A 15,227-nucleotide genomic window follows, 5' to 3' on the forward strand; every position below is an offset into this window, starting at 1 on the left:
AAAGGAGATGGTTATAATTAAAAAAATTTTAAATTTAGAGATAAATGATGATTATATAAGGATTGTATTTTTAAGAAAAAATCACAAAAAAATTTTTATAGATAAATCAATTACAAAAGAAATAAATTTTAATATAAAAAACGATAGCAAAGATGTTATTAAGGTTAGATATATAGAAGATGTAGTTAGATTTGTAAAAGAGGAGATAGGTAAATTAAAAATATCATATAAAAATTTATACTTTAATATTCAAACTCAAGATATAGTAATTAGAAATATTGAAATTCTAGATACTAAGAAAAAAAGAGATATATTAAATATGATTGAATTTGAAATAACACAATACATTCCAATAAATATAAACGACTATTCAATAAAATATAAAGTTATAAATTCTAGTCATGATAAATTAAATATACAAGTAATTCTTTTTCCAAAGATTATTATTCAATTAATTAAGAGCATTTCAACAAATCTAAACTTGAACCCAAAAGCTATAAATATAAATTTTGATATATTACAAAAACTCATAAACCTAGACTTGATAGAGAATTTTTTAGAAGAAGGAGTTTTTATAGAGTGTAAAAAAAATCAGTTCATTATAAATATAACAAGAGGTAAAAAGATAGAAGAGACTTATTTACTATCAAAAGAAATAAAATCCTATGAATCAGTAAAGAAGCTATTAAGTAGTTTTAAGTGTGTTTATTACTATGGAATAGAAAATAATTTTATTGAAGAATACTTTGAAGATAAAGACAGGTATATAGAAATAAGTCCATTGAAATTAAAAGATAAAGTAAAGATAGAAAATAATTTTGATAGAAATTTAGAAAATAGTAGTATAAATTATATAAGTAATATAGGAATGATTGTTTAAATGAAATCTTGTAAAACTATAAACTTTCTCAATGGATTAAAAGAAATTAAACCTTATAATAAGGTATATAAAGCAGTAATAGTCTTAATTTTAACATGTGTTTTATTTAAATCGTTTATATATGTGAAATCTATAAACGAACTTAAAAGTTATATAAGTAAAAATAATTTAATAAATGAGCCAAAACAGACTATACCAGTTGCTGAAAAGACTAGAGAGAAATTTTCTAAAATAAGATTTAATGAAATAAAAAAAATATATGAAACTGTAGGAATAAATAATATTACTAAAATATCAATAGATAAAAATAAGCTAGAAATGGAAGGTGTATGTAATGATTTAGATGTTTTAAATAATCTAAGAAAAATAAAGTACATAAAAGGTTATTATATAGACAGTATTGTAAGAGATGGAGATAACTATAAGTTTAGAATAAAAAGTTAGATGGGTGATTATTTTTGAGGTTAAATAATAGAGAAAAAAATTTACTTAAAATATTGTTAATATTAATTATTGTATTAGCTACTAATATAATATTAAGTCCATTAGAACAAAACTTAACTAGTTTGAAGAAAGAAAAACAAAATCTAATAAATAAAATAAATAAGCAAGATAATTATCAAATAAAGGATAATAGTTATAAAGATGATAAATATATAGAAAATGTTGAATTAAATGGAAATGAAGAATTGAAAAGTAATTTTAATAATTCATTTTTAGATAAAAAAACAAATAAAGATATGGTGTTATTAGTAGAAAATAAATTGAAAGATGTAGTGAATATAGAATATATTAACCAAGAAAATAGTTTAGATAATAATAATAAAAAACAAGTTAATTTAGAAATAAAAGTTAATGGTGAACTTGAGAATGTATTGAAAATAGAAGGTTTAATGAAGAATTTAAATTTAAATGATAAATTTGAAAAAATAGAAATTAGCAAATTAAAAACGAGTAATTTAGATATTCAAAATATTTCTAATGAATATAAACAAGAAAAAGACAATATTGTTGAATGTAAAATGACAATTAGAGTCATATAACAAAAAAGAATAGACAAAGTAAAAAACTATTATCAATTAATAAAATTTTATAGAGGAATTAGTTTTACGATAATCCATTTCTACAAGAGGGATTGTTAGTGATTTTATCGAAATCCTAATTAAAGTTAATATATTATACCAAAATATAAGTGAATTTAAGAGAATATTTATTTATACTATAGATTGATTAATAAAAAAATGGTATAATAACAAATTGTACTTTAATTTAATAATAAGGGAGTGGAAGTCATATTGTTAGGGAGAAATGAGCTATGCCCTTGTGGAAGTGGCAAAAAATACAAGAAGTGTTGTTTAAATAAAGATATTGTTTCAGAAAGAGCATACAGAAGAACTGAACTTTCACAAAAACAATATACAGATTTATATTCAAAGTTATATGATTATTCAAGACAGGATAGATTCAAAGACGAATGTGAAAAAGCTAAAGAAATGTTTTATATAATGCCAAATGATAGTGTAAATGAAAAATTTGAAAGATTTTTTAATACTTATTTAATACAAGACCATATAATGGAAAATAAAAAGGTAATGACAGTTGGTTTTCTTGAAGAAAATGGTGCAAACCTAAGTCAATCAGAAGTATCGATATTAAAGAGTCTCTTTGAATCATATGTAAGTATTTATGAAGTAAAAGAAGTTTCTGTGGGAAGAATCGTCTTAAAAGATTGTCTAAGTGGGAATGAACTTTATACAGAAGATGTAAAACTTCTAAGAAGTTTTAAAAGCGGAAGTTGTATGATAGCTAGAATTGTTGATATTGAAGGAACTAACATACTGATAGATGTAACTATAAGTATATCAAATGAAGTAAAAGACATAATATTAAAAGATGTTATGAATTTATTTAATCAATATCAAGACTTATACAAGGATATGAAGACTTTCTTAATTTATCATACACATATACTATACAAGTATATACAACAGCTTTTAGACCCAAGTATAGCTGAATACTTAAAGAGAGAAAGAGATAAGAAAGGCACAAAAGTTAATTCAGAAAATGAATTAGCTGAAATAGAGTGCAAAGTTTTAGATACTCTTAAAGAAAATGTAGAAGAAGAAAATATAGATGCCTGTATAGAGTTTTGGAATGAGTATAAGAAAAAACATGAAAATATAAAAGGAGCTGAAAATGGTTGGGCAGCTGCTGTTGAATATTATGTTAAGAAAGAAGCAGGACAACCTATAACTCAAGTACAAATATCAAAAAAATATGATATAAGTTCTAGTACATTAGGAAAAAGATACAAAGATTTAAAAATATCTTAATTAATTATAAAAAGCTTTAAGTCATAGATAAAGAATATATAGTATAATATATGTATAATGTTGAGAAAGAGGTATTAATAATGAGTCTTAGTTTAGGAAATGCAATTGCTGTGTCAACGAACTTTATAAAATCTAATCCAGCAGTACCTGTGTACAATGGAGAAGAAATATATGCAGTTATTTATCATATAGAAATAGGATATAATAATGGTGTATCACCTGATACCAAACAATATATAATAATAGACTATAAAGAGTTTGATTTGTCTATGGATAAAAAAAATGAGCTAATAGAGATAGCAAAAGAATACTGTAAATCTAAAGATATTATAGAAAATGAGAATCTTGAAATAAATCTTTTAGATAATGAAGAAGCAGAAAACTTCTTAGAGAAGGTGTTTAATAACATGAAAGTTATAAGAGGTCTTATAACTAAAAGAGGATAAATAAATGGACTATGTAGGAATAGAAAATATAACACCTTATGAAAATGTATATGAATTTAGTGTGTATAAATATGATGATGAAATCACTTTAGGTAGTGAAGATTTATATGTGTGTGAATTAAGGGTTGTATTAATTAAAGTGAATTCTCTGTATGTTGAAAGATTGAATAAGTCAGTTGAAGCAATGGTTTTAGTAAAAAATTTGAAAAAAGATTTAGATAAAGCAATTGTTGTAAATAAAATAAAGAATTTTGTGTTAGACGAGATTTGGGTAGAAAATCTAGTAAAAGAGAATATAGAAGTTATATTTGTAGAAAGCTAGGAATAACCCTAGCTTTTTTATATTACAATCTAAGAGAGGAAAACAATATGTTAAGAGTATCTAATATAAAACTTGGAATCGATAAAGATATATCTTTATTAAAAGATATTGTACTTAAGAAGCTAAGAATAAAAGAAAAAAGCTTAGTTAAATATAGTATATATAAAGAATCTATAGATGCTAGAAAAAAAGGAAAAATGGAGTTTGTTTATTCTGTAGATGTAGAAGTCAAAGATGAAGATAAAATACTCAGTTCAAAAATAAAAGATGTAACGAAAATAAAGGAAATCAGATATGTAAATGTAACCATAGGTGATAAAAAATTAAAGAATAGCCCTTTAGTAATTGGCAGTGGACCAGCAGGTTTGTTTGCAGGTCTGATTTTGGCTCAAATGGGTTATGAACCAATCATACTTGAAAGAGGTCTTGATGTAGACAATAGAACTAAAGATATAAGTGATTTTTGGACAACTAGAAAGTTTAAAAATAATTCAAATGTTCAATTTGGTGAAGGCGGAGCAGGAACTTTTTCAGATGGCAAACTTACAACTAGAATAAAAGATATACGATGTAGAAAAGTACTAGAAGAGCTAGTTCAATTTGGGGCACCAGATGAAATATTGTACTCACATAAGCCACATGTAGGAACAGATATATTAAAAAATGTAGTTAAAAATATAAGAAATGAAATAATAAATCTAGGTGGTCAGGTTAGATTTAATTCAAAAGTGACAGATGTAGTCGTATCAAATGATTCTATACAATCTGTAATAATAAATGATACTGAAAAGATAGATACAGATACAGTTATATTAGCTGTTGGACATAGTGCAAGAGATACTTATGAAATGTTGTATTCGAGAGGTGTAAAAATAATTCAAAAGCCTTTTGCAATAGGAGCTAGGGTTGAGCACCCACAAGATTTAATAAATAAAGCACAATATAAGGAGTTTTACAATCATCCTAGACTAGGAGCAGCTGATTATAGACTTATAGAGCATGTTTCAAATGGAAGAACAGCATATACTTTTTGTATGTGTCCAGGTGGTAGTGTAATAGCATCTGCATCCAATGACTTTGAAATAGTTACGAATGGCATGAGTGAACATGCCAGGGATAAAGTAAATGCGAACAGTGCATTTTTAGTAAATATAACTCCAGAAGATTTTAAAAGTGATAATCCTCTAGCAGGTGTACATTTTCAACAAGAATATGAAAAATTAGCTTTTGAATTAGGTGGAAAAAATTACAATGCACCAGTTCAACTTGTTGGAGACTTTATCAATAATAAAACTTCTACAAATTTAGGTAGTGTTGAGCCATCATATAGACCTGGATATACACTTACAAACTTAAGTGAATGTCTACCTGACTTTGTAACAGAAACTATGAGAGAGGCATTCATATCTCTTGATAAAAAACTGAATGGATTTGCGATGTATGATGCTGTTTTAACTGGAGTAGAAACTAGGTCTTCATCTCCAATAAGAATAGTAAGGGATGAGGAGACTTTAGAGTCAATAAGTGTTAAGAATCTATATCCATGTGGAGAAGGTGCTGGATATGCAGGTGGGATAGTTACAGCGGCAGTTGATGGTATAAAATGTGCAGAAAAAATAATACAAAAATACAACAATAATACAAAAATTTAACATAAATTTAATGATTTTTTAATATTTAACATAAATTTAACATTACTACTCCTATAATTTGATAAAATACAATAGGTTATAAAATTTTTAGAAACATTAATCTCTTTACAAGGAGGAAATAATTTGAACATTATAATAAGTCTAATGGGTGGATTAGGTCTGTTCTTATATGGTATGAACCTTATGGGAGAAGGTCTACAAAAATCTGCTGGGACAAAGCTAAAAAAGATAATAAAATTACTTACTAGTAACCTATTTATGGGAGTTCTAGTAGGTACAGGAGTTACAGCAGTAATACAAAGTTCAAGTGCTACTACTGTAATGGTTGTTGGTTTCGTAAATGCAGGTATAATGACCTTAAAACAGGCAATAGGAGTTATAATGGGTGCCAATATAGGTACTACTGTTACAGCTCAATTGGTATCTTTTGATTTAACTGGTATGGCTCCAGTAGCATTAGGAATAGGTATCATACTTTATTTATTTGGAAATAAGCCTAGAATAAAAAATATAGCTGAAATACTTATAGGTTTTGGTATATTATTTACAGGTATGGATTTTATGAAAATGGCAGTTGAGCCACTAAGAGACTATCAAGGATTTACTGACTTACTAGTTACATTTGGTAGATATCCACTACTTGGATTATTATTGGGATTTGGGATTACAGCAATAATACAAAGTTCAAGTGCATCTATGGGGATGTTGGTTGCATTGGCAGCAGAAGGTCTAGTGCCATTATCAGCAGCTTTGCCAATTCTTTATGGTCAAAATATAGGGACATGTGTAACTTCACTGTTATCCAGTATTGGTGCCAATAAGAATGCACGAAGAGCAGCTATGATGCATTTAATCTTTAATGTTTTAGGAACAGTGATATTCTTATTACTATTGAATAAACCAGTGGTAAGCTTGGTTACAAGTTGGGACCCAAATAATGTTGCAAGAGAAATAGCCAATACACATACATTGTTTAATATAATATCTGTATTGATACTTTTGCCATTTACAAATCTTATTATAAAATTAGCTATAAAACTTGTTCCTGATAAAGAAGGAGATATAGATGAAGATGAAGCTAAGACTATTAAATATATAGATGATAGAATGATAGAAACTCCTTCTATAGCCCTTGCAAATACGATAAAAGAAGCACTTCGTATGGGTGAAAAGGCTAAGGAAAGTTTAAATGCATCTATGGAAGCTTTAGTAGAACATTCAACTGAAAAAATAGACAAGACATATAGACGAGAGAGATTAATCAATGATTTACAGAAAGCTATTTTGAATTACTTACTTAAACTTTCAAAAGCACCTTTAGATGATGATTCAAGAGAAGTTGTGGATACCTTGTTTAACACAGTTAATGATATAGAAAGAATTGGTGACCATGCTAAAAATATAGCTGAATTATCACAAGTTGCAATAGATTCAAATATTTCTTTCTCCGAAGAAGGACAATCTGAACTTGATGTTATGTACAACAAAGTTGTTTCAGCATATACTTATGCATTAGAATCAATGAGAACTGATAATGTAGATTTGGCTTGCAAGGTTATAAAAATTGAAGAGCAAGTTGATATAATGGAGAAATCTTGTAGAGCTAATCATATGTATAGATTGAATAATAATTTATGTAGTATAGAGAATGGAGTTATTTATTTAGATGTAATAAGTAATCTAGAGAGAATATCTGACCATGCTGTCAACATAGCACAACAAGTTATAGCTAAGAGATTAGGAAACGATTAAAAATAATATAAAAATTAAAATAGAAAATCAATAAAAAAAGAAACTCTAAATGATAAGTTTAGAGTTTCTTTTTGTTGAATTAGTTATTTATAATGTAGTTATCTTGAGTGTATAACTATTCACAATGAATATATTTTAGTATTTACTAAAAATTCAGACAAGTAATGATTTTTCATAATTTTATTTGATTAAAAATTTATAATTTATAGATAGTTATAGCATTTAGAAGAATCGATTTCCTGATAACAAATGGTGATATATGTACAATTTTGTGGCAAACTTTTAAAAAAAACACCTATATTTTGTGTTATAATCTCTTTAAAACGAATATGCTGAAAAGAGGGATTTAAATGGGAAAAATAAATTTTGATTATAGTAAAGCTACAGAGTTTTTTTGTCAAAACGAAATAGATGTTATGCAACCATATGTAGATGTTGCACATGACATGTTACATAATAAAACAGGTCTAGGAAATACTTTTTTAGGTTGGATAGACCTTCCTGAAAATTATGATAAGGAAGAGTTTGATAGAATAAAAAAATCAGCTGAAAAGATAAAATCTGACTCAGATGTTCTTTTGGTGATAGGTATAGGAGGCTCTTATTTAGGTTCAAGAGCTGCTATAGACATGGTAAGCCATTCTTTTAGAAATGGACTTAAAAAAGAGCAGAGAAAGGCTCCAGAAGTATATTTCGTAGGGCATAATATAAGCTCAACATACATTATGGATTTATTGGATGTAATTGAAGGTAAAGATATCTCTGTAAATGTAATATCTAAATCAGGAACTACTACAGAACCAGCTCTTGCTTTTAGAATATTTAAAGACTATTTAGAGAAAAAGTATGGTAAAGAAGAAGCGAGAAATAGAATTTATGCAACAACAGATTCAAGTAAAGGTGCACTTAGACAGTTAGCTACAGAAGAAGGATATGAGACTTTTGTAATACCAGATGATGTAGGTGGTCGTTTTTCTGTATTAACAGCAGTTGGATTACTTCCTATCGCTGCTGCAGGACTTGATATTGATGCTATGATGAAAGGTGCAAATGATGCTAGAGAAGCATTTCAAAATCCTGATTTAAAAAGTAATGATAGTTATAGATATGCTGTTGCTAGAACAATTTTACATAGAAAAGGAAAAGATGTAGAGCTATTGGTTAACTATGAGCCTCAATTACATTATGTAAGTGAGTGGTGGAAACAGCTTTATGGAGAAAGTGAAGGAAAAGAAAATAAAGGTTTATTCCCTGCTTCTGTAGATTTTTCAACAGATTTACATTCTATGGGTCAATATATCCAAGATGGAAAAAGACTTTTATTTGAGACAGTACTTAATGTTGAAAACTGTAAAAGAAATATAACTATAAATTCAGAAGAAGTAGATTTAGATGGTCTAAACTATCTAGCAGGTAAGACTGTAGATTTTGTCAATCATAAAGCTTTTGAAGGAACTCTATTAGCTCACACAGATGGAAAAGTACCTAATTTAGTAATAAATATACCTCAATTGGATGAATACAATTTTGGGTATTTAGTGTACTTCTTTGAAAAAGCTTGTGGAATAAGTGGATATTTATTGGGAGTTAATCCATTTGACCAACCAGGAGTAGAAGCTTACAAGAAAAATATGTTTGCTTTACTAGGAAAACCAGGTTATGAAAAAGAAAAAGAAGAATTAGAAAAAAGACTTAAATAATTTCAAATAGTTAAGGTTTAATTAAGATTAAAATAATATAATGAAATCATCGAAAAGGAGTTTACTCAAAATAGATGATTTCATTTTTTTATGAAAAATTGGGAAAAATATATTTTGATAATTTATATTATATTAGATAGGGAGTGGTATGAGATGTCAAGAAGAAAGAAAGGTATAAGTTTAGTAATATTAGTCGCTATAATAAGTTCAATACTTAGTAGTTTGCTAACAATAATTTTAGTTAAAGATAATTTAGGAAGTAAAAGTACAGGCAGCTCTACGCCAATAGTTGTAAATGATGATGGTAAGAGTCAAAATATTTATCAAGCAGTTGCAGAAAAAGCCACACCATCTGTTGTAGGTATTACGACAACTAGCGTTGATACTAATAATATGTTTGCAATTCCAACTGAAACACAAGGTGTAGGAACTGGAATCATAGTAGATTCAAATGGTTATATACTTACAAATTCTCATGTTATATCAGATGGTCAGGCTACAAGTGTAAATGTACTATTTAATGATGGTTCAACAACTTCAGGTAAAGTCGTATGGTTTGACCAGCAACTTGATTTAGCTATAGTTAAAGTCGATAAAACTGGATTAACACCAGCAGAATTTGCTGATAGTGATAAAGTAAAAGTTGGAGATATATCAATAGCAATAGGTAATCCACTTGGATTAGATTTCCAAAAAACAGTTACTCAAGGTATAATAAGTGGATTAGATAGAACTATACAAACAGAAAAAACTAATATGACTGGTTTATTACAAACTGATGCAAGTATAAATGCAGGAAATAGTGGAGGACCATTATTAAATCAAAAAGGTCAAGTAATTGGTATAAACACAGCGAAAGCTTCTCAAGCAGAAGGATTAGGATTTGCAATACCAATTAATACAGCTAAAAGCATAGTTGAAGAAGTAATAAAAACTGGAAAATATGAAAAAGTTACTTTAGGTATAAAAGGTACAGATGTATCAAACTATGAAGCAGCTACAGGTACAAAATTAAGTACTGATAAAGGAGTTTATGTTGCAGAAGTAATATCTGGTTCATCAGCAGAAAAAGCTGGAGTAAAAGTAGGAGATATTATAACTAAAGTAGGAGATGCAAATATAACAGGTATGAATGACCTAAATAAAAAACTATATACTTTCTCAAAAGGAGCTAGTACAAAAATTACAGTAAATAGAGGCGGAAAAGCAGTAACAATAAATGTGAATTTCTAAATATGACTATAAAGGTAGAGACTACATGATAAAGTGTAGTCTCTATTTTTATTTAATTTTTATAGCATATACATCTAAATTAACAAAAATAATATATTGTTTATGTGTTATAGCTATATTTACTTATAAAAATAAATTTAATAAATATTTAAATTTAATTTATAAAATCAATATAAATATCATAATAAAATAAAATTTTTTAATATCACTAAAAAAATATAGACAAAATAATAACAAATATAGTATTATGTAATTGTAGAAATGCTTTTCATAGATGTAGTATATGAAGATGAATTGCATAATAATGAAAAAATGGAATGGATATTATTTAGGGGTGAAAAATTATGAATCCATTAGTTATAAATTTACAAAAATGTAGTATACATGATGGACCAGGAATAAGAAGTACAGTTTTTTTTAAAGGATGTCCACTTGAATGTGTTTGGTGTCATAATCCAGAGAGTCAAACATATACAAAACAAGTTTTGTATAATGAAGAAAGATGTTCAAGATGTGAAGCATGTATAAACATATGTCCTCATAAAGCAATTTTCAAAGGTGAAACAAAAATATGTTTAGACCAAGATAAGTGTGAATTTTGTGAAACTTGCTTAGACTATTGTGTAAACAATGCAAGAGAGATTGTCGGTCAAGAGTATTCTGTAAAAAGCTTGGTTAAAGAGATAGAAAAAGATAGAATTTTCTATGAAGAATCAGGTGGAGGGGTAACTCTATCAGGTGGAGAAGTAATGGCTCAAGACATGGATTTTATTTGTGGAGTAATAAATATGTGCAAATCAAAGGGGATTCATGTAGCAATTGATACTTGTGGTTACGCAAAGTCAGAAAATTATGAAAGAGTCGCAAAATGTGCAGATTTATTTTTATATGATATTAAGCTTATTGATGAAGAAAAGCACATAAAATTTACAGGAAAATCAAATGACTTGATATTAAAAAATGTCAAACTTTTGAGTGAATTAGGAGCTAACATAAATATAAGGATACCACTAATTGTAGGGGTAAATGTAGATGATGAAAATTTAGAGGTTAAAAAAATGATAGAATTTTTAAAGCCTTTGAATATAAAAGCTGTAAGTCTTCTTCCATATCATAATATTGGAAAACACAAGTATGATAAAATTTATAAAAAGTATGAGGGAGAAGAGTTACAAAGACCAACTGAAGAAAAATTAGAAGAAATAAAAAGGCTGTTTGAAGCAAGTAATTTCAATACTAAGATTGGGGGGTAATAAAATGTCAAGAGGAACTTTTGAGAGAACTAAAAAATTAAGAGAAGAAAGTGTTAATGCAGAACCACACATATCTATTGAAAGAGCAGTACTTATGACAGAAGCTTATAAAAAATACGAGGGAAGTGTAGAGATTCCTGTACTTCGTGCTTTATCATTTAAGCATTATATTGAGAATAGAACTCTTAGCATAAATGATGGCGAATTAATAGTAGGTGAAAAAGGTGATTCTCCTAATGGAGCACCAACATACCCAGAAATTTGTTGTCATACATTAGAAGATTTAGATGTAATGCATAACAGAGATATAATAAATTTCAGTGTATCTGAAGAAGCTAGAAAAATACAACAAGAAGAAATAATACCTTTCTGGAAAAAGAGACAAACAAGAGAAAAAATAATAAATGCAATGACACCAGAATGGCTAGCAGCATATGAAGCAGGTATGTTTACAGAGTTTATGGAGCAAAGAGCTCCTGGGCACACAGTTTGTGGAGATACAATATATAAAAAAGGGTTTTTAGATTTAAAGAAAGATGTAGAAGCAAGACTAAAAGAATTAGATTTTCTTAATGATTTAGATGCATATAATAAAAAAGCTGATTTGGAAGCTATGGCAATAGCTTGTGATGCAATGGTGATATTAGGTAAGAGATATGCTGAGAAAGCAAGACAAATGGCAGAAGAAGAAACAGACGAAGCTAAGAAAAAAGATTTATTACTAATTGCTGAAACATGTGATGTTGTACCAGCTCATAAACCACAAACTTATCACCAAGCTATACAAATGTACTGGTTCGTTCATATAGGGGTTACTACTGAACTTAATATATGGGATGCTTTTACCCCAGGAAGACTTGACCAGCATTTAAATCCTTTCTATGAAAGAGATGTAGAAAGTGGGATACTAGATAGAGATAGAGCGCAGGAATTACTTGAATGTTTATGGGTTAAATTTAATAATCAACCAGCACCACCAAAAGTTGGTATAACATTAAAAGAAAGTAGCACATATACAGACTTCGCAAATATAAACACTGGTGGAATAAATCCAGATGGTCAAGATGGTGTTAATGAAGTTAGTTATATAATACTTGATGTTATGGATGAAATGAAGTTGATACAACCAAGTTCAAACGTTCAAATAAGTAAAAAAACTCCTCAGAAATTCTTAAAGAGAGCTTGTGAAATATCAAGAAAAGGATGGGGTCAACCAGCATTTTATAATACTGAGGCAATAGTGCAAGAACTTATGGAAGCTGGAAAGACTATAGAAGATGCAAGACTTGGTGGAACTAGTGGTTGTGTTGAAACTGGATGTTTTGGTAAAGAAGCATATGTTTTAACTGGATATATGAATATTCCAAAAATACTTGAATTAACATTAAATGATGGATATGACCCAATTAGCAAAAAGCAAATAGGTATAAAAACTGGAGACCCTAGAAGTTTTAAATCTTATGAGGAATTATTTGAGGCATTTAAAAAGCAATTACACTATATGATTGATATAAAAATAGAAGGAAATGCTGTAATAGAAAATATATGTGCAAAACACATGCCTTGCCCACTTATGTCTACAATAGTTGATGATTGTATAGAAAAAGGTAAAGACTATCAAAGAGGTGGAGCAAGATACAACACTAGATATATACAAGGTGTTGGTATAGGAACTATAACAGATAGTTTAACAGCAATAAAATACAACGTATTCGATAAGCAAAAATTTGATATGGATACATTACTTAAAGCACTTGATGCTAATTTTGAAGGATATGAAGCTATACTTAATTTAGTTTCAAATAAGACTCCTAAATATGGAAATGATGATGATTATGCTGATGAAATAATGCAAGATATATTCAACACATATTATAATGAGGTAACTGGTAGACCAACTGTTTGTGGTGGAGAATATAGAGTAGATATGTTACCAACAACTTGTCATGTATACTTTGGTGAAATTATGGGAGCAAGTCCAAATGGTAGACTTTGTGCAAAACCAGTTTCAGAGGGAATCTCACCTGAAAAAGGTGGAGATACTAATGGACCTACAGCAGTTATAAAATCTTGTGCTAAGATGGACCATATAAAAACTGGTGGAACATTATTAAATCAAAGATTTGCGCCATCAGTAGTTCAAGGGGAAAAAGGATTGGATAATATGGCTAATCTAGTAAGAGCATACTTTAATATGGATGGGCATCATATACAATTCAATGTATTTGATAAAAATGTATTATTAGAGGCTCAAAAAAATCCTCAAGATTACAAAGACTTAATAGTTAGAGTTGCAGGATATAGTGACCATTTCAATAATCTAAGTAGAACACTACAAGATGAGATAATAGGAAGAACTGAGCAAACATTCTAGGATTGTTTGTAAACAAAATTTATTACTATGTAAAAACACAACTGGTATAATAGAGTATATACTATAGATACCATTTAAAAAATTTCAGATTAATTATGAGCTAACTTTCTAAATTGGAAGTTAGCTCGTTAAGTTTAATGAAAAAATCGTTAAATTTATATTTAATAAGCTTTATACAGAGCAATAATTTATATTAATAATATTAAGTTTTATGTGTATAAGACAATTTTAAGCAGTTAAAATATAGTTAATTTAGCTACTTTAAAATAAAAACTAATAGAAAAAAGGAGATTTGATATGAAAACTTTAGGATTTATTGGTTCAGGAAATATGGGAAGTGCAATGATAGGTGGTATAGTAAAATCAGGTCTAGTAAAAGCAGAAGATATAACTGTATCAGACTTAAGCCAAATCGCTTTAGATAAAGTAAAAGCAGAATTTTCAGTAAACACTACGACTGATTCAAAGGTAGCTGTTTCAAATTCTGATGTAATATTAGTGGCACTTAAGCCTAATATATGTGAAAAAGCTTTAGCTCCACTTAAAGAATTAATAGATGCAGATAAAATAATAGTGTCAATAGCAGCAGGAAAAACTATAGAAGCATTGGAAAATATTATAGGTTCAGATAAAAAAATAGTAAGAGTAATGCCAAATACTCCAGCTCTTGTTGGGGAAGGTATGTCAGCTCTTTGTAAAAATAATAATGTGACTGATGAAGAATTAAATATGATTAAGGCTTTATTTGAATCATTTGGAGAGGCAGAGATAGTATCAGAATATTTAATGGATACTGTTACAGGTGTTAGTGGGTCTTCTCCTGCTTATGTGTTTATGTTTATAGAAGCTATGGCAGATGCAGCAGTATTAGCTGGTATGCCAAGACAACAAGCTTATAAATTTGCATCACAAGCAGTTATGGGGTCAGCTAAGATGGTTCTTGAAACTGGTAAACATCCAGGTGAATTAAAGGATATGGTTTGTTCTCCAGCAGGGACTACTATAGAAGCAGTTAGAGTATTAGAAGAAGAAGGGTTTAGAGCAGCAGTTATAAAATCTATTGTTGCCGCTACAGATAAATCTAAAGATATGAGTAAATAGTAAATTAAGAATAATATAAAAATAAATGTCTCAAAATAAATTCTTTAGTTTGTTTTGAGACATTTTCTATAGATATTAGTAAATATATTTTATAAAAAGAAGGACTTCTTATATTTTTTCCTTTTAAATTATGTAAATAGATGCTAATTTATTTAGATACAAATTTATCTATAGAGTTGAT

The 15,227-nt window shown here is 28.2% G+C and carries 13 protein-coding genes; all 13 read left to right on the top strand.

Annotation, left to right across the window (positions count from 1 at the left end; translation table 11 throughout):
• Nucleotides 1-7: 7 nt before the first annotated feature.
• The 13 genes from Q3223_RS13645 (at nt 8) to proC (ending at nt 15,046) form a co-directional block, all read left to right on the top strand.
• Complete coding sequence (locus Q3223_RS13645) at nt 8-880, top strand: pilus assembly protein PilM (protein ID WP_074179282.1); 873 nt, start codon at nt 8-10, stop codon at nt 878-880.
• A complete protein-coding gene (locus Q3223_RS13650) occupies nt 881-1,324 on the top strand; it encodes a hypothetical protein (protein WP_054277654.1) in 444 nt (147 codons plus the stop codon).
• A 14-nt stretch (nt 1,325-1,338) separates the two neighbouring features.
• A complete protein-coding gene (locus Q3223_RS13655) occupies nt 1,339-1,923 on the top strand; it encodes a hypothetical protein (RefSeq protein ID WP_054277653.1) in 585 nt (194 codons plus the stop codon).
• Between the two features lie 252 nt (nt 1,924-2,175).
• Nucleotides 2,176-3,213, top strand: a complete 1,038-nt coding sequence (locus Q3223_RS13660) for a YecA family protein (RefSeq protein WP_176702495.1) — start codon at nt 2,176-2,178, stop codon at nt 3,211-3,213.
• 80 nt (nt 3,214-3,293) lie between these two features.
• Complete coding sequence (locus Q3223_RS13665; RefSeq protein WP_054271729.1) at nt 3,294-3,659, top strand: hypothetical protein; 366 nt, start codon at nt 3,294-3,296, stop codon at nt 3,657-3,659.
• 4 nt (nt 3,660-3,663) lie between these two features.
• The gene (locus Q3223_RS13670) at nt 3,664-3,981 is read left to right on the top strand and encodes a hypothetical protein (RefSeq protein ID WP_054271728.1); all 318 of its coding nucleotides are present in this window, start codon (nt 3,664-3,666) and stop codon (nt 3,979-3,981) included.
• Nucleotides 3,982-4,028: 47 nt separating this feature from the next.
• A complete protein-coding gene (locus Q3223_RS13675; RefSeq protein WP_074179284.1) occupies nt 4,029-5,633 on the top strand; it encodes an NAD(P)/FAD-dependent oxidoreductase in 1,605 nt (534 codons plus the stop codon).
• 123 nt (nt 5,634-5,756) lie between these two features.
• Nucleotides 5,757-7,385 carry a Na/Pi cotransporter family protein gene (locus Q3223_RS13680; RefSeq protein ID WP_054271726.1) on the top strand — a complete coding sequence of 543 codons (1,629 nt, stop codon included), beginning with the start codon at nt 5,757-5,759 and terminating at the stop codon, nt 7,383-7,385.
• A 350-nt stretch (nt 7,386-7,735) separates the two neighbouring features.
• Nucleotides 7,736-9,085, top strand: coding sequence for a glucose-6-phosphate isomerase (locus Q3223_RS13685; RefSeq protein WP_054271725.1), 1,350 nt, complete (start codon nt 7,736-7,738; stop codon nt 9,083-9,085).
• Nucleotides 9,086-9,238: 153 nt separating this feature from the next.
• Nucleotides 9,239-10,318, top strand: coding sequence for a S1C family serine protease (locus tag Q3223_RS13690; RefSeq protein ID WP_054271724.1), 1,080 nt, complete (start codon nt 9,239-9,241; stop codon nt 10,316-10,318).
• 344 nt (nt 10,319-10,662) lie between these two features.
• Nucleotides 10,663-11,571 carry a trans-4-hydroxy-L-proline dehydratase activase gene (locus tag Q3223_RS13695; protein WP_054277647.1) on the top strand — a complete coding sequence of 303 codons (909 nt, stop codon included), beginning with the start codon at nt 10,663-10,665 and terminating at the stop codon, nt 11,569-11,571.
• 4 nt (nt 11,572-11,575) lie between these two features.
• Nucleotides 11,576-13,945: a trans-4-hydroxy-L-proline dehydratase gene (gene hypD, locus Q3223_RS13700; RefSeq protein ID WP_054271722.1), complete on the top strand. Its 2,370-nt coding sequence runs from the start codon at nt 11,576-11,578 to the stop codon at nt 13,943-13,945.
• A gap of 297 nt (nt 13,946-14,242) precedes the next feature.
• Nucleotides 14,243-15,046 carry a pyrroline-5-carboxylate reductase gene (gene proC / locus Q3223_RS13705; RefSeq protein WP_054271721.1) on the top strand — a complete coding sequence of 268 codons (804 nt, stop codon included), beginning with the start codon at nt 14,243-14,245 and terminating at the stop codon, nt 15,044-15,046.
• The last annotated feature ends 181 nt before the right edge of the window (nt 15,047-15,227 follow it).

The sequence above is a fragment of the Clostridioides sp. GD02367 genome, assembly GCF_045900275.1.
In the GTDB taxonomy this organism is placed as follows: Bacteria; Bacillota; Clostridia; order Peptostreptococcales; family Peptostreptococcaceae; genus Clostridioides; species Clostridioides difficile_A.